The sequence below is a fragment of the Paenibacillus germinis genome, assembly GCF_013141785.1.
In the GTDB taxonomy this organism is placed as follows: Bacteria; Bacillota; Bacilli; order Paenibacillales; family NBRC-103111; genus Paenibacillus_E; species Paenibacillus_E phytorum.
Genome location: NZ_WHOC01000045.1, coordinates 71,967 through 92,713 on the forward strand (window position 1 = coordinate 71,967; position 20,747 = coordinate 92,713).

The window sequence follows — 20,747 nt, forward strand, 5'->3', positions numbered from 1 at the left end:
TCGTTTTTAAAGATACACCCGTTTGGTGGTAAACCTCAATAAGTGTGGCACGCGGATGGGCCCTAACGAAATCCTTCACTTTGTGCGACTCTTTCAATTGAAGCTGGGAGCAAAATTTACAATGCTTTTCAAATTTCGAAATATAAACTTGTCCGCATGTTTCACAGTTGCAAAGTGACATTTCTCCACACCTTCCTGATCCAATTCTCTATGATAAAGCTCTCTAATATAGATTTCGAGAAGAGGCGCACACTTCTGGGGGTACCTTAAAAAAATAAATATAATTAAATTTGAATCTCGACCAAGTCACCTGGTTTTATTTCGCCTGGACGTTCCACGTAAGCAACAATCCCTCTGCTTTGCCCAGCATGTTTGATAAATTGTTGCGTTAGGCTTCTGTCTCCGTAGTAATTGGCAATCTGCTTACCAGGACCTGCACAGGGCTCGTTCTCACCTTCACACACAATTCCGCCGCCACTTGGAAGGATCATTCGGATTCCCATAGGAAGCTTGGTTAATTCAGGAACGCCGCTCACTACAATATTTGCACCCAACCACTCAGGTTTAATTGTTTCCACACCCAGTCGCTGCGCAATGCCTTGCAGTTCCTCAACGGATACAATGCTAAGTTGGCGACGATTCATAATCTCTTGGCCTCTCTTGTACATGGGCTGCCGCGAGTCCGCCTTGGCGAATAACCCGAAGTGACGGTCGCCTTCAATGCCCCCAAAACTTAATTCAACGCCGTCGATTTCTCTCGTTACAAACGTTGAAGCGTCATCCGCGATAAGTACAGCTTCAATTTTAGCCATAATTGCCATGAAGTCATTCACCAGCCTTGTCCCATATTATACCACTTTACGACCTTATTCTTCCAGTACGTTCGTCAGGTCCTGCTCTGGCCACATCGTACCATCCTGCCAGCCTAGCACAAAAGCTTCCCATCGACGATCTTCCGGAAAAACATCAAGGTCACCGAAATATTTGGCAATAGCCACATGTTGAGTTGCATGAGCCCGCAAGGCTGCTGCCTTTATCGGCCAATCAGCCTCTGTATCTAGTTCTATCGAAGGCTTGTGTCCTTTAGCTCGTAATGAAGCCGCTGCTGCATAATATAACTTACGTACACTCGGACACTTCCCGCTCAATACTGCCGCCGTTGTCGCCTTGGAGATGGTGATATGATCGGGGTGACCATTGCCCCCATCCTCAGGAAATGTGAATAGTACCTCAACCTCATGCCGCTGAATAAAAGTGTTAACACCTGCAACTAGTGCATCGAAATCAATCTCTGCGAGCTCACCATCTGGCCAACCCAGGTGCTCCACGTGAGATAAGCCCAGTACTTTGGCGGCTTCATCCATCTCTTTCTCTCGCAGTTTAGCGAGTTCTGATCTATTGGTTGCCCGCTCTAACCCTTGTCTACCCGCATCACCTCGTGTTGCCAACAACAAAACAGGATTTTCCCCTTGATCGGCAAGCTTTCGAATAATGCACGCACTAAGAAACGTCTCATCATCCGGATGTGCATATATAAATCCATATTGGTTCTTCATCTCTTCACTCCACTCTTCATTATGTAAAAGCTGCTGGCGGATAAATCTTTTCGATGCAATAAATGGCTTGATCCATCGGCATCACTTTCTCATGCAGATCTAGCATATCCATTAACTTCACTTCGTCAGTCGAGCTGTCTGCTAAGCCTACACAGATGATAAAGCGAATTCCAAGCTTTGTCGCAGTAGTTAGCTGCATATCCACATCCAAATTCTCATCAACCATCTTTATACCTATACCAGCTAGTTTCAACTCATTTGTCATTCGACATGCAGCTTCAGAAGCTTTAGGGTCAAGAAGGATTACCATAGCTTGTTCTTCTAACTGCTTTTCATTCGAACTTTCTGATTCCCATCCTACATTTGAGCCTTCCGCGTTTCGCATACCATCCACCCTTCCCTTTCTTAACGAGATAAAAAAACGCGCCGGACCTATGGTCCTGCGCGAATTGCTATCTCGCAGGGAGGCCAACGCGAAATGCGTTAGCCCACCCTGATATGTACAGGTGTGTGCTAACGCCTATAAAAATAATGAATTTGTACGAACCAAGCTGTATTTTTCATATGATTCGTCTCCTTCAACTTCATGATTATTATGATTATAGCGAGCCTCTGTCGTAGATGCAACAGCTTTTTTATTTATCCTATGCTAAAATTGTTTCAATATCCGGAGCGATAGTCGCAGGATCCGTACTAGCGCTGTACTGTTTAACAACAATACCGCTGGCATCAACTAGGAATTTCACGAAATTCCATTCGATTTCTCCTGTACGATACGGTTCAGGTGTATGGCTTAATAAGTAAGTATATAACGGATGAGCATTTTCACCCTTCACATCGATTTTATCAAATAACGGGAATGTCACTTTGTAGTTAAGTTCGCAGAAGTTTTGGATTTCTTCATTCGTGCCTGGTTCTTGACCGCCAAACTGATTACAAGGGAATCCCAGAACAACCAATCCTTTATCCTGATACTGCTCATATAAGCTTTGGAGCCCTTTATAATGCGGTGTAAGCCCACATGCACTTGCTGTATTTACAATAAGCAGCACTTTTCCTTTATATTCGGAAAGTGACTTCGTTTCGCCTGAGATCGTTTGAACCTCAATATTATAGATGGACATAGCTCCGCACTCCTTCAAATTATAATAAGTTCCTATCCATTATAACATTCTTTCCCAGTGAGCCCAAATCACAAGCTTGACAGTTTAGCTTCCCATATACTGACAGGTGTGATATATTGTTTACCTGTTTATTTCATAAAATAGACAACATCTGATCTTAGGAGGTAACTGATCTTGGACACAAAGACTCAAAGTGCCTATCAAGAAGAATTGCAACAACTTGAACAAACGAATGCGGAAATTGACAAACAGCTTGAGCGGCTTAGGTCGACTCCTGTTTATTACGGTCCGGATTTAACGGAGCAAGCGTTGGAGGCAGCACGCGAGAATGGCCGACACAATTTAGCTAAAGCCGTCGATGAACCGTATTTCGGCCGCCTTGACTTCCAAGAGACTGGATCGGCTTCCGCTCTTCCCCTTTATATTGGTAAATCAGGCGTCGAGGACGAGCGAACAGGCCAATTACTTGTCATTGACTGGCGGGCACCAGTAGCTAGCCTTTTCTATTCATTCACCGGCGGACTGGACGCTGCTTCTTACGATTCACCAGACGGCCTTATCGATGGCCTCGTTTATCTCAAGCGCAACCTTGTTGTTCGTAAACAAATTCTCCAGCGAGTCGTTGATACCTATGACCGCAATGAAGACTCTCTTGCCGTCGGCGATGAGTTCTTACTCTACAGACTTGGCGAAAATAAAGACAATAAGCTGCGCGACATTGTATCTACAATCCAAGCTGAGCAAGACCGCATTATCCGCGCAGCTAAGAATACAGCACTGATTATTCAAGGGGTCGCAGGAAGCGGTAAAACAACTGTCGCCCTGCATCGACTTGCATTCTTACTCTATCAATACCGCGAACAGGTTCGTGCAGAACGGATGATCATTTTTGCACCCAACTCCATGTTCCTCGACTACATATCCGGCGTACTGCCTGAACTTGGAGTCGGAAATATCCAGCAAAGCACATTCACGGATTGGGCAATTGATGTGCTCGACCAAGAAGTAAAGCTAGCGGATCAAGCACTTGTTCTTCAAACCTGGTTCTCGCTTGGCAGCAAAAGACCGCCGGTCGATGATCAAGCTCCAGGACGATTTAAAGGGTCCATTGCTTTTAAACAATACCTAGATCACTGTCTCACAAGGTTCGAGGAGTCTTATGTACCTAATTCGGATTTCATCCCGTGGGAGGGTGTCAAGCTTCCAATTGCATCCATTCGCGAATGGTTTTTCGTAGAGAACAAGCATTATCCGCTTATCAAAAGGCGCGAGCGTGTCATTGCTCGGATCAAACGTTGGATGGAAATTCAGCTCGACAAGATTTGGGAGCAAAGTCGGAAGAAAGAGCTGAAAAAGAAAGCTTCTCAGCGCCTGCGCACATATCTGACGGGATGGCCCGATCACTCGGCATTCAGCTTCTACAAAATGCTCTTCACAGACAAAGGTCGTCCGGACAGCTTGCCCGTTGACCTACTGAACCAAATACCAGAACCAATTGTCGCTGCTTCGCTGAAGCTTTTCAAGAAAAAAGAAGTGCAGCTCGAGGATCTCGCTCCACTCCTTTATATTCATACACGCCTTTTCGGCATACCTTCTGATCGGTTATTCGACCATGTCGTAATCGATGAGGCGCAGGACTTTTCACCTTTCCAAGTGGCAGTCCTTGATTCTTACACACGAAATAGCTCGTTTACAATACTTGGTGATTTATCACAAGGAATCCACGCTTATCAAGGCATTACGGATTGGAAGGAATTTTCCAGCTTGTTTGAGGTAGAAGAAACTGGTTATTTCGAACTTGAACGTAGTTATCGTTCCACCATGGAAATCATCTTGTTTGCCAATCAGGTCTTGAAACGAGGCGTTGAGAATCCCCTTCTAGCTGTTCCTGTGTTCCGCAGCGGAAACAAAGTCCGTGTCTTACAGACGGATATCAAAGGTCGATTGCCTCTGCTGCAGCGTGCCATCGCAACCTTGAAACAAGGGAGCTCGAGTACAATCGCTGTTGTTGCCCGTACGGAGAAGCAAGCACAGGAGCTGCATGATGCGTTGACGGATGCTGGTATCGAAACGAATCTTATAACTTCCAAGCAGCGGGTATACCGCGGTGGCATCTCGGTCCTTCCCGTCTTTTTGACCAAGGGACTTGAATTTGATGCCGTTCTACTCATGGATGTTACTGCCGGGCATTACGAAGCCACTTTTATGGATGCCAAACTGCTGTATGTAGGCTGTACACGCGCCCTTCATGAATTATGGCTAATGGCTCCAGGCGAGCTGTCTCCTCTGGTATCAACGGAAGATACAGAGATTGTGGAAACCCATTACCCTGGATAGTTTTAAGCAATATTGTACGTTGTACAACATGCATAAAGACACCTATTCACCGATCATAAGGATCGAGTAAATAGGTGTCTTTTGTCACGTCTCGCCTCACTTTTTTAGTAAGCGATCAACACGCCGCCTTCACCAGCGTAGGTACCAATAACCGTGCCCATGTTAGAGAACAGCACTTTGCGGAACGGATATTTCTCAAGTAGTTGGTTCAAGACTTCACGCGCTCTTTCCTCACAATTACTATGTGCGATGGCAATCACATCTTTATCGAAATCGTGGTGAGTCTCCCCTATTTTGGTGATTAATCGTTTCAAAGCTTGCTGGGTGCCGCGGATTTTCTCTATCACTTCTACGGCACCTTCTTCACTGGCTTTCATCAGAAGCTTAATATTCAAAACAGATGCAACAGCTCCCCGCACTCGGTCGAGCCTGCCACCTTTTATTACATTTTCTAACGTGTCTAGAAAGAAAAAAGTACCTGAAGTCGTTACGGATTGTCCTATCACTTCTACAATTTGTTCAAACGGAACATTCTCTTCCGCCATTTTGGCTGCCTTATAGACGAGAACACCAAGTCCAAGTGAAGTTGTTTTCGAATCAATGACCTCGATACGACCAGCATAACCTTCTTCGAACAGCATCTCTTTAGCCATGACTGCATGATGGTAGGTACTGCTAAGAGCAGATGAAAGACTAATCACAAGAATATCTTGATCCACTTGGGCCTTATGATACTCAGCGAGGAATAGCTGCGGAGCCGGACTTGACGTCTTCGGCAGGACGCTCTCTTTTTTCATTCTCGCATAAAAATCAGCTAGCTCCATGTCAGGTGGCATGCATTCCTCTCCAAAATGTACGGATAATGGAACAATCGCAATCCCTAACTCATTTACGATCATTTCGGGAAGGTCGCAACTGCTATCTGTGATAATCTTGATTGTCGTCATGGTGTCCACTCATTTCTTATTTTTTGGCGAAAACAATACCTACTGTATGCGGTCCGCAATGGCTGGCAACAACGCAGCCCGTTTCAGTTATATAAACTTGTTTCACATTCGTTTGTTGTTCAATTAGTTCTTTGATGTAAGCGGCTTCTTCTGCTGCCGAGGAGTGAGTGATAAACAGGAATTCCGTGTCCATATCATTCTTTTGCGCTAAAGCATTATCCAGAAGCTGATGGAGTGCTTTTTCCCGTTTACCTCTTACCTTATCCGTCGATATCATAGCCCCGTCAATGACTTTAACGATCGGTCTAATTTTCAACAGACTCCTTATAAAATGCTGAACACTTGAACATCTGCCGCCTTTGTGCAAATATTCCAATGTGTCGATGATGAATTCAACTTCCATTCGGGTGATTAAAGGTTCAATCAATGATTTTATTTCAGCGCTGCTCCGACCATCTATTGCCGCTTGCGCAGCTTTTAAAACTAGTAAACCTATTCCTGTTGATAAATTTCTAGAATCAATGACCGTTACCCTACCTTCTGGAAAACTCGCTGCGGCAATGGTCGCATTTTGAATCGTAGATGAGAGCACAGAGGATAGCCCAATAAAGACAATGTCTTCTCAGCTTTGAATAATGGGTTCAAACGCTTGTTCGAAATCAATTGGCGATGGAGCAGCGGTCTTGGGCAGCTTGCCGGTTTCGTTAACTAATTCATAGAGTCTATCAGGTTTTATCGTAATGCCATGAACCCGCAACAACTCTATTAAGATTGTGTAAAGTATAATTGAACTAGTCGGAAAGCTCAATCCTACAAAATTAAACAGCGCCAATTAGAAGCCGTAAATGGTCATCCCACCATCAACGAACAGGGTCTGACCTGTCACATAATTCGCCGCATCCGAAGCGAAAAATACAGCTGGCCCTACCAACTCTTCAAGTTCACCCACGCGCCCTAATGGTGTACGCGCAATAATTTCGGCTAGGTAATCTGGATTAACAAGGATTTTCTCTGTCAAAGGCGTTTTGAAATACCATGGTCCAATACTATTCACATTGATCCCATATTTGCCCCATTCAAGTGCTAACACCTTCGTCATTTGGATCATCGCAGCTTTGGTAGCTGCGTATACAACACCTGTTCGAAGGGCAACCTGTCCTGCAACAGAAGCGATATTGATAATTCTTCCATATTCTTTTTGCTGCATGTGACGACCTGCGATTTGAGAGCACAAGAAAGCAGATTTAAGATTCGTCTGCATGATCGTGTCCCATTCCTCATCCGTAACAGCCAGCGCTTGACTGCGAATATTCATGCCCGCATTGTTCACTAGAATATCCAGTCGACCCGTCTGTTCAATGATTTGTTGGACAGCTTCCTCGATCTGTTCTCTATTCGTGACATCAACCGTAAACGGGTATGCCTTTCGTCCCAAGGCACGAATTTCATGAGCTACTTCCTCTATATCACTAGCTGTACGAGCGAAAAGAGCTACGTCAGCCCCCGCCTCAGCAAGGCCTATTGCTAGCGCTCTGCCAATGCCTCTTCCTGCTCCTGTAACTAAGGCAACTTTATTAATTAATTGAAATGAAGGTAAAAACATCTTTTCATCGTCCAATCTATAAGGTAGTAGGATATTTATGAGTGAAAGAAGGGTTATCTATGGACTATTCCGTTCGGGAAGAGAAGGCCAACGCCATTAGCCACGGCGTAGGCGTGTTGTTAAGCATCGCAGCGCTTGTCCTGCTCATCGTGCAGGCTTCCTTACATGGTACTGTTTGGCACATTGTCAGCTTCAGCATTTTTGGTGTAGCATTAGTCATACTTTATACCTGTTCCACGCTGCTTCACAGTGTGAGCCATCCGCGTTTGAAGGATGTGTTTGAGCTTCTCGATCATTCCGCCATTTATTTGTTAATTGCAGGCAGCTATACACCTTATTTACTCGTCACATTGCGAGGACCTTTGGGCTGGACCTTCTTGGGTGTGATTTGGGGCTTAGCGCTTGCCGGGATCGTCTTGAAAGTTTTCTACGTAAAACGATTCATCTTGGTTTCAACCCTTTGTTATATACTCATGGGTTGGCTGATTGTTTTCGCCTTTAAACCACTGTACTTAAGCCTGCCATTTGGCGGTATCGTGTGGCTCGTCGTAGGCGGACTGTTCTATACGTTTGGTTCCATCTTTTATGTATGGCGGCGCATCCCTTATCACCATGCCATATGGCATGTTTTCGTGCTTGCTGGTAGCGCCTGTCATTTCTTCTCAATATTCTGGTATGTCATACCAGCTTAATTATTGGATCAATTGCTGGAGGTGTTGGAGAGAAACCGCTTTCTCCACTTGACGCGCCAGTTCTTCATAACCAATTTCGTTTGGATGAATGGCGTCTTCTGATAAATAACGGCTATCTTGACCTACGAAAGCATCATACACTTGAACCACAAGAATATGCGGCTGTTCTAATTTGCGAAGAAATAAATTAAAGCGCTGCACCCAATATGCGGCATCCGGCACCTGCGGCAGAGGATTGTAGAGTCCGACTAAAACGATTAAGAAAGGCTCTTCAACCCCTTTCCGCAGCGCCTCAATTTCTCCGATCAATTTCTTATAGTTGGATTCATACATTTGAAGCGCAGATTTTAAGTAAGCAGGATCCCCCTGATAAAAGAAAGGAATTGCCGCCTGGATTAAGTCATTGCCGCCAGCTGTGATCGTGATGAGATTCGCTTCTCTTATATCCCTTTGGATCTGTGGATCTAACTCAATTGTTTGAAGTAATTGACTAGTTGTAGCACCATTCTTGCCTGCAGGCTTTAAGTGAATAGGAACCTTCAGCAATTGCTCCAACTTTTGCCGATAGATAGATACGAATCCGTGACCTTCCGGAGCTCCAAAACCAACCGTTAGTGAATCTCCAAATGCCAAATAATTGATCGTCTTTTCCATTGCTATCCTCTCCCTAAAGCCTGACGTATAATACTATATGCGCCAGCGCCCAGTTTGGGAAGGGACACTCTCACCAGTTCTTTCGTCGTTTTTTTATATGTTTACATGCTGCTTAACATAATTTTCGATTTGTGCCTTTTCCGAAAATGTAAATTGGAACTCACAATCACAGCCCTCGTCGTGAAGGACAATTTGAACAATTTCTCCATCCAGATTACAGATGACGAGTATAGATGGATCGATTAAATCCTCCGGAAACTCCTCGCCAACCTCTTTATGTATCCCTAAGAAAATGTCGCGCCATTGCCCTCTTACCTCTGATTCCGTGAAAGATAATGTAAATCGGTGTTCTTCGTGTTCGGCTCCATATTTCATCATGTGAGAGTCCCCCTAAATATTTCGCAAAAAAACTTGTTTGGTAAGATTGCGTTTATTATCTCTTTTTGTTCATTAATTGTAACCCAGTGAGCTGTAAAGTGGTAGTTCGCCTTCCTTTATACTACAATGGAGCTAAGAACCATTCAACAAAGGAGCCTTCCATTATGAAAACAACCATTACGCAAACCATTGATAACCATGCGGACAGATTCATAGCCATATCCAGCTTTATTGGGGCAAACCCGGAACTTGGGCATGAAGAATTTCAAGCTTCCGATCGTTTAACTGAGGAATTGGTTTATCATGGCTTCCACGTTGAACGCGGTGTATTAGATATTGCAACCTCTTTTATAGCTACCTATGATTCTGGCAAAGCCGGTCCTATCGTGGCCTTCTTAGCTGAATATGACGCATTGCCCGACCTGGGTCACGCTTGCGGTCACCATCTCATCTGCATGATGAGCATTGGTGCAGCCATAGGTCTTAAGTCGGTCATCGATGAAACAGGCGGCAGTATCCGTGTATATGGAACGCCTGCAGAGGAAACCAAGGGCGCCAAAGTCCCCATGGCCGCGGCTGGACTTTTCAAAGATGTGGATATTGCTCTGATGGCTCACCCGTACTATACATATGAGAAGTCAGGCGAATCGCTAGCTATGGACGCTATCCAGTATGAATTCTTTGGTCGTTCCGCTCATGCAGCTGCTCAACCTTATGAAGGCGTCAACGCACTTGATGCTGTTCTTCAACTGTTCAATTCCATAAATGCACTGCGCCAACAAACCAAGTCAGATGCGCGTATTCACGGTATTATTAGCGAGGGCGGCAAAGCTCCAAATATTATTCCGGACTATGCTGTCGCTCAGTTCTATGTCCGTTCAGCATCCCGCACGTATACGAATGAGCTCGTCCAGAAAGTACTTCACTGCGCTGAGGGCGCTGCCCTGCAAACCGGCTGCACGTTGAAAACTTCCTTTTATGAGTATTCGTATGACGAACTTCGAACCAATGAGACACTATCAGCCGTCTTCACTGATCAGTTATTAGCGATGGGAATTGATCCGAAAGAAATCGAAGTTGGCAAGGATCACGGTTCCCTCGACCTAGGCAACGTGTCTACCCAATGCCCGACGATTCACCCTTTCGTCAAAGTTGTAGACGAGAGACATATGCTCCATACCAAGGAGTTCCGTGATCTCGCACTACAGGAACCCGCTCTTAATGCCATGATTTTCGCGGCAAAGCTGCTGGCTTTCACGGCATATGAAGTACTCGCCAGCCCAGAGCTGTTAAGTAGAATCAAAGCGGAGTTTGCTGCAGCGAAGAAATAACTCTTCCCCATACGAAAGACCAGCCGCATGAAACAGAACTCCTGCTCTGTTAATGCGGCTGTTTCATTTGCAGATTATTTGATACTTCGTTTTACATGCTAATCTGAGGGTTACGTGAATGAATTCTTCATTCAGTAGTATGCATGCCTTTACGCCGAAACGCTTGCAGAAGAAGCCTGGTAGCTAACCTCCGCCTTCACTTTACGCTCTTCTAATTGAGCTAGAATCGCATAGAACATGATCATGCCAACGAAGCCGCTAAGCGCGATAAGAGATGCCATCATCCACGAGGGGATCAATCCGCCAAGCATGACACCGAAACCTCCTAAAAGCATGGCCCCTTTATACACCATTCCGAATAATGCCATATAAGAGCTTCTTGCATGATCAGGGGCAATATTGCCCAGATAGGCTTGTTTAATCGGTACATACATGAGCTCTCCAACCGTTGCGATGAACATCGAGACTAGCAGCAGCCCAGGTTGATTGCTATAAGCCAGATAGCTGTACCCCAATATGTAACAAGCGTACCCGATGAACAGTACTTTGCTATCTGAGAACCTTCGCATCATAACGCCCATGAGGACGGAAAGTACAACGACAAGCACCGTATTTTCGGTACGGATAAAGCCTAACATTTTCAATCCGTCAATACGCCAAGATTGTTCATTCCATGGGAAGAATGGCATATTCACCATCTCTTTTACCAGCCTTACACCCACGTAATTACCAAGATGAAACTCAACAGATACAAGCAGCAGAGAAGCTAGTGTAAAAATCAGGAAGGTTTTATCACGCAGAACCATCCGATAATTGGCCCACATCGACGGACTTCCTTTTCGGCTACCTTTACTCTCACTAGCGGCTTGTGGTTGATACACTTCGTCAATAAAGAAATAAGTCACGATCAGAGTGACCAAGCCAATGACGGACAAGCCAATGAACAGTTCGAACAAGTAAGATTTGAATAAGAAAGCGCCCGCAAGTCCTGCAATTGCAAAAGATAAATTGTTCATCCAGTACATGATGGCATACATAAATTTCCGTACATCCGGAGCTGTTACATCGAGCAGCATGGCTTCATTAGCAGGACCATGAATTCCCCAGAACATACTAACAAATATCATCAGAACAAAGGTCATCCCCGGAGATTCAAGCCAAGACGAATTGGCCAGCGCCATTCCAACGAAACAGAGCATCCAACCTAATTCTGCAGTGAGCATCAGCTTTTTGCGCCCAATTCGATCTGCATAGTAGCCGCCTATTATCCCCGCGATGACACCAGCAAGAATACCAAGAATTACGACTAGACCAGCACTGGTATCTCCTAATTTTCCAGAAAAATAAATCGACATGAAGGGAAGCACCATATTATTGGCGGTTCCGGATAAGAAGGAAAGCCCGATTCTTAGTTTGACATTACGATGAAAATCACGAAATCTCACGATATACCTCCGCGTAAGCATGCTTTTGACAATGTTTTATTTAACCTTTGTTCAATAAATAGCAAAAAAAATTACTTCTTTTCATTACTGCGCAAAAACATGCCCACGCCAACTAACAGCAAACAACCGGCTAACAATTGAATCGTTGTGATCGTTTCCCCAAGCAAGAAGTACGCTAATAAAGTGGAACCGAGCGGTTCCCCTAAGACGGTCATTGACACGGAAGAAGCCTTCATATATTTAAGCAGCCAATTAAATACATAATGACCAAATACCGTAGGAACAATCGCCAAAAGCAAGAATATCCCCCACTCTTTCGTTGGGTAAGCTGTAAACGACACACCTGTGAACACATTGGTGATAGCAAGTACCAGCCCTGCAAACAAAAACACGAAAAAACTATAAACAAAAGCTGATATATGTTCTCTCAAGCTTTTGCCTAAGAGCATATGTAAGGCTACAGCAATCGTTCCGACCAAAGATAACAAATCCCCTTTAAGCGCTTTACCGGAAAATTGAAAATCTCCCCATCCGATACAAATAGCACCCACAATTGCAATGCACATAGCAATCAAAGCCGCTCGACTAGTCCGATGTCCATAAAGAAGAAACGCTCCGAGCAGCACAAAAATGGGCTCTAACGTTAGAATAGCCGTCGAACTCGCTACTGTCGTAAAATGAAGGGAATCCATCCAAAATAAGAAATGCAAACCAAGTGATATACCGGATATGGCTGTTCTCAGCCAATCTCTTAGTCGAATTCTAGCAATCTCTTTCCTATAATTCCACAGAAAAGGCAGCATTAAGGCATTCGTCATGAGAAGACGGTACATCGCGATGACAGCTGCTGGCGCATCTGACCACCGAACAAAAATCGCTGAGAATGAAATGGCAATAATGCCGATCAACAGAAATATGGAGATAGGTATTTTGGTCTTATTCATAGCATTCATGATGTGAAACTCCTTGAGATGTTATATCTTACAGTTGCCAAATAAGTATATAGGAGGAAGAACGGCTTGCCAATCTTTTTAAACTTTGTTCAATTATTTGTAAAATATATACAACAAATAAAACGTATAAAAACCCTTAGGTCACCTAAATGAATATAGGCAGTAACCAAGGGTTTCTATTTGCGTTAGGTTATAGGATTAATCTAAAACAGCTGTGATATGTTTGTTTGTAACGGACCAGTGAGATGTATTCCAGATGGATTCTTTATCTTTAAAATAAAGGATTTGCGGGGACGCATGTTTGATTCCTAAGTCCTCTGCAATTTGATTCGATACCGGACGTGATTCGATAACTTTCACTAAGAAATAATCCACATCCGCATTTGGTTTACCGGACAGATATTCCTCATATTCATCGAGTGCGCTTGCACTTACCGGACATGTTGTGCTGTGCTTAAGAATGACAGTGGGTTTCTCGGAGGAGCGATTCAGTACTTCCTGCCACTCTTCAACTGTAGTTAATTCTTTCCATGCTGACATATGAACATCTCCTTCCTATCTAGTTAATAATGATTATAAAGTAAGCTACAATCATATGCAAATCACACAACTCGCAACCCCCTCTATCTTACTGGTATAATAAAATTGTAAATATTCCTAAGGAAGAACAGGAGGAACGTATGCAATCACCACCCCCGATCTCAAGACGCTCTTTTCTCAAGAAAGGTACTGTGCTTGCAGGCTCTTTCATCGCTTCCGGAGGTTTACTTGGCAGTTATGCTAGTTTCTTGGAACCCAAATGGGTCGAGATTACGAGAATAACTCTCCCTTTTGAGCGACTCCCCAATGCCTTCCATGGTATTAAACTCTTACATTTCAGCGATATCCATATTGGTCATCACTTTGACCTTCAGGATTTAGAACGTGTCATGAAGCTCATTCAGAAAGAAAAAGCGGACATACTTTGTTTTACCGGCGATTTATTTGACGCAGATATTAGTGAAGATCCAGATTTAACCAGTCAATTACTGGGCAGCCTAGAAGCACCTTTGGGAAAATGGGCAGTACTTGGCAACCATGATAAGTGGATTGGGTACAACTACACGCTCCCGATCCTGCATAACGGAGGCTTCCAATCTCTCGTTAATGCTTTTCAGACGATCACCTATAAAGGACAAACTATACAAATAGCGGGCGTCGAGGATATGCTGACGGGTAAACCGGATATCGTGAAAACCATGCGCGGGGCCAATGCCCAAATATTTACGTTGCTGCTATCTCATTGTCCTGATTTCGCGGATAAGGCAACTGAACACGCCATCGATTTGCAGTTATCCGGCCACACACATGGCGGTCAGATACGATTACCAGGAGTTGGAGCTGTCATCACACCACCGCGCGGTAGAAATTATGTCATAGGGCTTAGTGAAGTGCCTAATTCGAAAATGCTTGTTTACACCAATCGCGGTATTGGAACAACAACGCTCCCCTTTCGCCTGATGTGCAGGCCGGAGATTACCGTAATTACATTAGAAAAGCGAAAACCCTGAGCGCCTAAAGCGTCTCAGGGTTTTATATTTACTATCTAACGTGTAAAAATTGGCGGAACAAGAAGACGGCCTTCAATTTTAATAGATCGTTTACTTTTTTGAAATCAACCTGTAGGAGATCGCTAATCTTCTCCAAGCGGTACGTAACGGTATTCCTGTGAATAAATAATTGCTTTGCCGCCTCGCTTACTTGACCATCATTACGAATGAACACCTCTAAAGTGCGAATCATTTCTTGCGAGTACTCGGCATCTTTTTCGAGTAAAGGGCGTAGAATTTTGGCACAGTAATCTTCCATCATAGTGGAAGACACGTTCTGAAAGAGATGCGCGAATTCGATGGTTTCATAATGAAGCACACGATCCGGCAGTCCAAGCTTGGACGCCATACGCTGCGTCTCCAAACATTCCATATAGGCTTCCCTTAATGCTGTTGGCTTTAATTTCATAGAGCTTGTAAAGAAAGCAATTTCCCCGGCTTCTTCGATACATCCTGAATCGCCTGCATATTTGGTCAGAAGCTGTGACAGCTCTTCCTCTGGAAAACCGTCTACTTGATTCGTTGAATAGACCGAGAACATCATATCCTTGAACACAAAATGGTGCCCGGTCAAACTGCTTGATTTGGGATGTGATTCCATATATTGCTTTAGGTTTTTGAGCTTTCCTTGGGGCTGCTCCTCCACCAGGTTTTCCGGCTTATTTTTGCTAATCACACATTGATAAGCTCCGGTAAAGATCGATAAACCTCTAGCTTCCGCTTGTTCAAGGAACTCCTCTAGAGATGTTCCTTTTTCTAAGTAGCGCAAGAGATTGTTTTGTAAATCGCGCTGAGCGGATGCTTCAACATGCGATCGGAATGTATAACACATATGGAAGGTCAGGATATCTGCAGCTTGCTGGAATAGGCCTTCCTCCACGTTTGCGAGCAGAACCGCATCCGGTATAATCAACAAATGTCCAAGAGGTTCATCGTCTTGCTGATGCAGCCCTACACGATAAGCGCGTTCTTTACCTGCGTATACCCATCCCGATTTCCGTTTCCACGGCCAATTCTGGGATAGTTGATCGGGACTCCATGTGCTTGTGTTATATAAAATTTGTCCTCTAGCCCCCACTACCGCCATAGGATAACCAAGAATATCACTTATTAATTGGAACATGGAAAGCATATTATCCTGTTTCAACCCGAATTGCATCAGCTTCTTCTGTTTCTCAAGAACAGATTGCAGCAGCTGCGTATTGCGGCGGTATTCTGCGTTAAACAGTGCATTCATTTGATCAGAGAACGTAAATTGAAAGGGCATCTCGATAATCGGAAAATGCAACCGATCTGCTTCATCTGCAACAATCTGCGGCAGCTCCGACCAGAAACGCCCCAGCTTGATCCCTAACCCAGCAGCTCCACGATCATTTAATTTACGAAGTAAATTAACCGTTTCTTGCGGACTATCCTTCATCGCGAAAGCAGTGGTGAAGAGCATCTCACCTGATTTCGTCCAATCCGCAATATCAGGAGCGTCCATCACATTGACTGATTTGACGATGCGGGAATCACCTTGCTTGCCTGCTACTAGCTTCGCTTCCGTTAAAGGATATATGGATAATGCCTCACGAATGGTAAGATGCATTGTGCTTCCCCCTTAGTGCCTTTTAAATGATTATAGGATGATCTTGCCATTTCAGTCAATGAATTAATGTTAACTTATATGACATCGAAATGAATTTTATGAATTTTTTATGATTTTTACCAATTTTATGTAAGATTATATGACATGAAAAACTGAATCTAACACTCACAACAAAGAGAGACATGCTTAGCACATGCCCCCCAATTTAATGAATCAACCCTCAAATCACTCGAAACGTTCCCGTTCCCATCGTACCTAGATTACCTTCACGGTCAACAACACGTCCTTGCGTAGTTATCATTTTACGGGATTGATGAACAAGCTCGGCCGTCACCAACAAGCGGCCCTCATAAAGCGGAGCTACGAAATGAACATTTAAATTCGTCGTAACAACCTTATCCTCAGGTCTGGCCATCATCACAACAATCCCCATCGCATTGTCCAGTAAGGAAGATAGTACACCGCCATGCACGATCCCTAGCGGATTCAAGTGATGCGTTTTTGCTTCCAAAGCAATCGTGATGATGTTGTCCTGCATACTCACAAATTCACAGCCTAGAAAGCCCCAAAACGTAGTCTCCGCTGATGCTGCTAATTGCTGCAGTCTCTTATTCATTCGTTCGTTAGCATCATCCATAGGATTCCCTCCACTCTTCTTGTAAAGGGCTTCCCCTTAATTGTTTGACAGGAAGAGGCTCTCAAACCTTCTTCTCTTCCTCTAGTAATTGCCTACGCAGCACCTTTCCAATCATCGTCTTCGGCAGAGACTGGCGGAATTCGACTTTCCGAGGCACTTTGTAGGCAGCCAAACGCTCACGGCACCACAATTCTAGCTCCTTTTCCGTTAGCGTCATTCCCGGTCTCAGCACCACAAATGCTTTCACCGTTTCTCCCCGATATTCATCCGGTACGCCTGCAACAGCAGCCTCTAGAATGGCCGGGTGCTCGAAGAGAACCTCCTCAATGTCACGCGGATAAATATTGTAGCCTCCGGCTATGATTAAATCTTTCTTGCGATCAACAATCGAGAAGAACCCATCCTCGTCCATACGCCCCATGTCGCCCGTATATAACCAACCATTTCTGATGGTCATGGCCGTTTCGTGCTCGCGTAACCAATACCCTTTCATCACTTGAGGCCCTTTAATGATAATTTCGCCAATTTCCCCAATCGGCAGCTCTTGACCTGAATCCGAATCAACAACTTTTGTAACTGTATCTGGAAAAGGGATACCAATGGAGCCTATTTTCCGAAAACCCCAAATGGGATTCGCATGTGTAACAGGGGATGCTTCAGTCAACCCATATCCTTCGATTAATCTACCGCCTGTCAATGCCTCGAAGCGCTCTTGTACCTCTAACGGGAGTGGCGCTGAACCGCTTACACAAACATTAATAGAGGAAATATCCACTTCCTTCACGCGCTTATGATTGATCAAGGCAATGTACATGGTTGGCGCGCCTGGGAAAATCGTTGGCTTCAGCTTATGAATCGTGTCTAAAATCAAGTTGATATCAAACTTTGGAATGAGGATTAGCATCCCCGCCCTATACATGGATTGATTCAGCAAGACTGTCAAGCCAAAGACATGGAAGCAAGGGATAGCCCCCAAGAATCTCTCTTCACCTAACCGAATACGATAGCACCAATGACTTGTTTGGTACGTATTAGCTATCAAATTAGTGTGAGTTAGCATGACACCTTTAGATATCCCCGTCGTCCCTCCCGTGTATTGAAGAAGGGCAATATCCTCGTCAGCCTCCACATCTACACAAATCGGGGCGCGAGAAGCTGCTCGGAGCAGATTTTTATAAGAATAGACACCATCCCCGTAAGTAACAGCAAGGTTTGCACCATCTTTTTTCATTTTAATCGGATATAAGACGTTTTTAGGAAAGGGCAAATAGTCCTTAATTGAAGTCACAATAACATGTTGAATCGGTGTTTTCCCTTTCGCCTTTTGCACACGATCAAACAGCAAATCCAACGTTACAATAACGGTTGCTCCGGAATCCGAGAGCTGGTGAACCAGCTCTCGCTCCACGTAGAGCGGATTCGTCATAACGACGATCCCGCCCATCATCAGGGTTCCGAAGTACGCAATGATGGCCGAGGGACAATTCGGCAGCATAATCGACACTCGATCCCCCGGGCTAACGCCTAGCTCTTTTAATGCATTGGCAAAACGATAGGACGCTTCCAATACCTCCCGATAACGCACCGTTTTCCCCAAGAAATACAAGGCAGGTCGGTCCGGAAACTTATGCGCGGAATCTACCAACAAACGTGCAAGATTATGCTTCGGGTACTCGTAAGTCGGCGCCACTTCAGACGGATAATGGCGCAGCCAAGGCTTTGCCTCATTCATACAAAACCATCCCCTTCAGGTTCTTGACATCGATGACTATACGATGAATTTCTCACCCTGAATAACACGTGCGGCGATGTCGCGCTTCAGACCTACCGTATTCACACTGCTGCGTCTGGACAGCTTTTTCAAAATAGACAATTGAGTCCGAAGAACATCTCCTTCTTCCATCGTACTGAGCGCTTCCTTCGCATATGCCTCAATTTTGTCAAAGGCTTCATGAACAAAAACCGTCGTGATTTGGATCGCATTCTTTGCCTTCTCTTCCCCTGCTTTTTCAATCAGCTTTTGCGTACGAAGAAGACCGCTTTCAGCAGCGAAAATTTGGATCATGATGTCGGCTAAATTACTTAAAACTTCCTGTTTTTTTTCAAGGGCCATTCCATACTTCTGTACTGCAAGCCCACCGACCATAAGGAATACCTTCTTCGCCATCGAAACCAAATGCACCTCTTCGGCTAGCGTTCCTTCGAACGTTTGACCTGGAACGATAGAGAGCAGTTCCGCTTGCAGTGCTTGAGCTTTTTGCAGCAAAGGCAGTTCGCCTTTCATCGCTTTCTTCACTAATGTACCTGGAATGAGCAGGCGATTGATTTCATTCGTCCCTTCAAAAATTCGGTTAATCCGTGAATCCCGATAAATACGCTCCACTTTGTACTCCTGGATGAAACCGTATCCGCCATGAATTTGCAAGCCCTCATCCGCTACAAAATCCAACACTTCAGACGCGAATACCTTATTAATTGAGCATTCCAGCGCGTATTCAGAAATCCCTTTCGATGAATGTTTACCGGCATCAGGGCTCGTATGATCTATATCTTTGAGAATAGTATCGAACAATCCAGTCGTTCTGTACACCATGCTCTCCAGCATATACGTTTGAATATTCATTTCCGCCAGCTTTTTACCAATCAAAGGAAAACGTGAAATTGGCGTATTAAACTGTTGGCGAGTATTCGCATATTTCGAAGCTAATTCAATCGTCTCCTTGGAAGCACCCAGACAACCGGTAGCCAATTTGTAACGGCCAATATTCAGAATGTTAAAAGCAATCAGATGCCCTTTACCGATTTCACCCAATAAGTTCTCTACCGGCACACGGACATCTTCAAAATAAAGCGGACGCGTCGACGAGCCTTTGATCCCCATCTTCTTCTCTTCCGGTCCCATCGTAAAGCCAGGATCACCTTTCTCCACGATAAAGGCCGTGAAATCAGTTCCATTGATTTTGGCATATACAATGAAAATATCAGCAAATCCGGCATTGGTGATATACAATTTGGATCCGTTTAAAAGGTAATGCTTTCCATCCTCAGACAAACGAGCTGTCGTTTTCGCCCCCAAAGCATCCGAGCCAGATGTTGGTTCCGTTAAACAGTAGGCTGCGATTTTCGCGCCTGTCGCAAGGTCGGGCAAATACTTCTTCTTCTGTTCCGTGGTACCAAAAAATACAATCGGCAGTGTGCCAATCCCGACATGCGCCCCAATGGACAAAGCAAAGGATGAAGCACGGGCGAGATTTTCACTAATCACAGTGGAACTTACTTTATCCAACCCTAATCCGCCATAAATCTCAGGTACATCAGATCCAAGTAATCCGAGATCACCCGCGCTGCGCATCAGTTTTACCGTTAAATCATAATCGAGCTTTTCCAAATGCTCATCATTCGGCATGACTTCACCTGATACGAAATCACGCGTTGTTTCAGCAATCATGCGATGCTCTTCGGTAAAATCCTCCGGTGTCACAATATCATGAAAATCCGTATCCGTTATAACAAAACTACCGCCTACGACTTTCTCCGCCATGGTTCATCTCTCCTCTAAATTAATTGTACAAGGGTAAATTTTAGGATTCATGAGGGCCTAGATTAATAGGAATCCCCGAATAGGGTGCAGTTCAGAAAAATAGACTCCTAAGTAGAAGGCTCCCGCATTTTAACTGGAATTACAGACGCTAATCATGCACTTTCTAACTAAAAGCAAATATTAGATGGAAAAACTACCGCAAAAACTGCTGTTTTTGCGATTTTTAAGTAAATGTTCCGATATTATCGGAAGGAATTCCAGTTAATTCAATAAGTGTGTTAAATTCCGGCTATTTACAGGTAGTTTTTCAAGTTAATCGCAGGATTAGAGCTACTTTTCCTACATGTAACGACCATCACTAATCATTTT

The 20,747-nt window shown here is 44.4% G+C and carries 20 protein-coding genes; 4 read left to right on the top strand and 16 right to left on the bottom strand.

Going from position 1 to position 20,747, the window contains the following annotated elements; translation table 11 throughout:
• Positions 1 to 284: 284 nt before the first annotated feature.
• The 4 genes from GC102_RS08715 to GC102_RS08730 form a co-directional block, all read right to left on the bottom strand.
• Entirely contained in the window at positions 285 to 821 is a 537-nt protein-coding gene (locus tag GC102_RS08715) for an MOSC domain-containing protein (RefSeq protein ID WP_171689143.1), read from the bottom strand.
• Between the two features lie 45 nt (positions 822 to 866).
• A complete protein-coding gene (locus GC102_RS08720) occupies positions 867 to 1,556 on the bottom strand; it encodes a PIG-L deacetylase family protein (protein WP_171689144.1) in 690 nt (229 codons plus the stop codon).
• Between the two features lie 19 nt (positions 1,557 to 1,575).
• A complete protein-coding gene (locus GC102_RS08725) occupies positions 1,576 to 1,941 on the bottom strand; it encodes a His/Gly/Thr/Pro-type tRNA ligase C-terminal domain-containing protein (protein WP_171689145.1) in 366 nt (121 codons plus the stop codon).
• A gap of 259 nt (positions 1,942 to 2,200) precedes the next feature.
• On the bottom strand, positions 2,201 to 2,680 hold the full coding sequence (locus tag GC102_RS08730) for a glutathione peroxidase (protein ID WP_171689146.1): 480 nt from the start codon (positions 2,678 to 2,680) through the stop codon (positions 2,201 to 2,203).
• Between the two features lie 174 nt (positions 2,681 to 2,854).
• Between GC102_RS08730 and GC102_RS08735 the strand changes: the two genes are divergently transcribed.
• On the top strand, positions 2,855 to 5,017 hold the full coding sequence (locus GC102_RS08735; RefSeq protein WP_171689147.1) for a HelD family protein: 2,163 nt from the start codon (positions 2,855 to 2,857) through the stop codon (positions 5,015 to 5,017).
• Positions 5,018 to 5,121: 104 nt separating this feature from the next.
• On the opposite strand, the gene GC102_RS08740 is transcribed toward GC102_RS08735, so the two are convergent.
• The 3 genes from GC102_RS08740 to GC102_RS08750 all read right to left on the bottom strand — a co-directional run bounded on the left by GC102_RS08740 (position 5,122) and on the right by GC102_RS08750 (position 7,567).
• Positions 5,122 to 5,964, bottom strand: coding sequence for a DegV family protein (locus GC102_RS08740; RefSeq protein ID WP_171689148.1), 843 nt, complete (start codon positions 5,962 to 5,964; stop codon positions 5,122 to 5,124).
• 16 nt (positions 5,965 to 5,980) lie between these two features.
• Positions 5,981 to 6,580: a DegV family protein gene (locus GC102_RS08745; protein ID WP_312883211.1), complete on the bottom strand. Its 600-nt coding sequence runs from the start codon at positions 6,578 to 6,580 to the stop codon at positions 5,981 to 5,983.
• 216 nt (positions 6,581 to 6,796) lie between these two features.
• Positions 6,797 to 7,567 (bottom strand): SDR family NAD(P)-dependent oxidoreductase, encoded by a 771-nt coding sequence (locus GC102_RS08750; protein ID WP_171689149.1) that lies wholly within the window; start codon positions 7,565 to 7,567, stop codon positions 6,797 to 6,799.
• 59 nt (positions 7,568 to 7,626) lie between these two features.
• On the opposite strand from GC102_RS08750, the gene trhA reads away from it, so the two are divergent.
• The gene (gene trhA / locus GC102_RS08755; protein WP_171689150.1) at positions 7,627 to 8,259 is read left to right on the top strand and encodes a PAQR family membrane homeostasis protein TrhA; all 633 of its coding nucleotides are present in this window, start codon (positions 7,627 to 7,629) and stop codon (positions 8,257 to 8,259) included.
• On the opposite strand, the gene GC102_RS08760 is transcribed toward trhA, so the two are convergent.
• On the bottom strand, positions 8,260 to 8,913 hold the full coding sequence (locus tag GC102_RS08760; RefSeq protein WP_171689151.1) for a GDSL-type esterase/lipase family protein: 654 nt from the start codon (positions 8,911 to 8,913) through the stop codon (positions 8,260 to 8,262).
• A 93-nt stretch (positions 8,914 to 9,006) separates the two neighbouring features.
• Complete coding sequence (locus GC102_RS08765) at positions 9,007 to 9,291, bottom strand: hypothetical protein (protein ID WP_171689152.1); 285 nt, start codon at positions 9,289 to 9,291, stop codon at positions 9,007 to 9,009.
• Between the two features lie 164 nt (positions 9,292 to 9,455).
• Between GC102_RS08765 and GC102_RS08770 the strand changes: the two genes are divergently transcribed.
• The gene (locus GC102_RS08770) at positions 9,456 to 10,622 is read left to right on the top strand and encodes a M20 family metallopeptidase (RefSeq protein WP_171689153.1); all 1,167 of its coding nucleotides are present in this window, start codon (positions 9,456 to 9,458) and stop codon (positions 10,620 to 10,622) included.
• Between the two features lie 149 nt (positions 10,623 to 10,771).
• Here GC102_RS08770 and GC102_RS08775 read toward each other — a convergent pair whose 3' ends face one another.
• From GC102_RS08775 to ytxJ, 3 genes are all read right to left on the bottom strand, one after another.
• On the bottom strand, positions 10,772 to 12,067 hold the full coding sequence (locus tag GC102_RS08775; protein ID WP_171689154.1) for an MFS transporter: 1,296 nt from the start codon (positions 12,065 to 12,067) through the stop codon (positions 10,772 to 10,774).
• 71 nt (positions 12,068 to 12,138) lie between these two features.
• Positions 12,139 to 13,020, bottom strand: coding sequence for a DMT family transporter (locus GC102_RS08780; protein WP_171689155.1), 882 nt, complete (start codon positions 13,018 to 13,020; stop codon positions 12,139 to 12,141).
• A gap of 198 nt (positions 13,021 to 13,218) precedes the next feature.
• Positions 13,219 to 13,560: a bacillithiol system redox-active protein YtxJ gene (gene ytxJ / locus GC102_RS08785; RefSeq protein ID WP_171689156.1), complete on the bottom strand. Its 342-nt coding sequence runs from the start codon at positions 13,558 to 13,560 to the stop codon at positions 13,219 to 13,221.
• 140 nt (positions 13,561 to 13,700) lie between these two features.
• Between ytxJ and GC102_RS08790 the strand changes: the two genes are divergently transcribed.
• The gene (locus GC102_RS08790) at positions 13,701 to 14,570 is read left to right on the top strand and encodes a metallophosphoesterase (RefSeq protein ID WP_171689157.1); all 870 of its coding nucleotides are present in this window, start codon (positions 13,701 to 13,703) and stop codon (positions 14,568 to 14,570) included.
• A 31-nt stretch (positions 14,571 to 14,601) separates the two neighbouring features.
• Here the strand turns inward: GC102_RS08790 and GC102_RS08795 are convergent, their stop codons facing one another.
• The 4 genes from GC102_RS08795 to GC102_RS08810 all read right to left on the bottom strand — a co-directional run bounded on the left by GC102_RS08795 (position 14,602) and on the right by GC102_RS08810 (position 20,378).
• Positions 14,602 to 16,200 carry a PucR family transcriptional regulator gene (locus tag GC102_RS08795; protein WP_171689158.1) on the bottom strand — a complete coding sequence of 533 codons (1,599 nt, stop codon included), beginning with the start codon at positions 16,198 to 16,200 and terminating at the stop codon, positions 14,602 to 14,604.
• 220 nt (positions 16,201 to 16,420) lie between these two features.
• A complete protein-coding gene (locus GC102_RS08800; RefSeq protein ID WP_246320809.1) occupies positions 16,421 to 16,837 on the bottom strand; it encodes a PaaI family thioesterase in 417 nt (138 codons plus the stop codon).
• 61 nt (positions 16,838 to 16,898) lie between these two features.
• Entirely contained in the window at positions 16,899 to 18,569 is a 1,671-nt protein-coding gene (locus tag GC102_RS08805; RefSeq protein ID WP_171689159.1) for a long-chain-fatty-acid--CoA ligase, read from the bottom strand.
• Positions 18,570 to 18,605: 36 nt separating this feature from the next.
• Positions 18,606 to 20,378: an acyl-CoA dehydrogenase FadE gene (locus GC102_RS08810; protein ID WP_171689160.1), complete on the bottom strand. Its 1,773-nt coding sequence runs from the start codon at positions 20,376 to 20,378 to the stop codon at positions 18,606 to 18,608.
• Positions 20,379 to 20,747 lie beyond the last annotated feature (369 nt).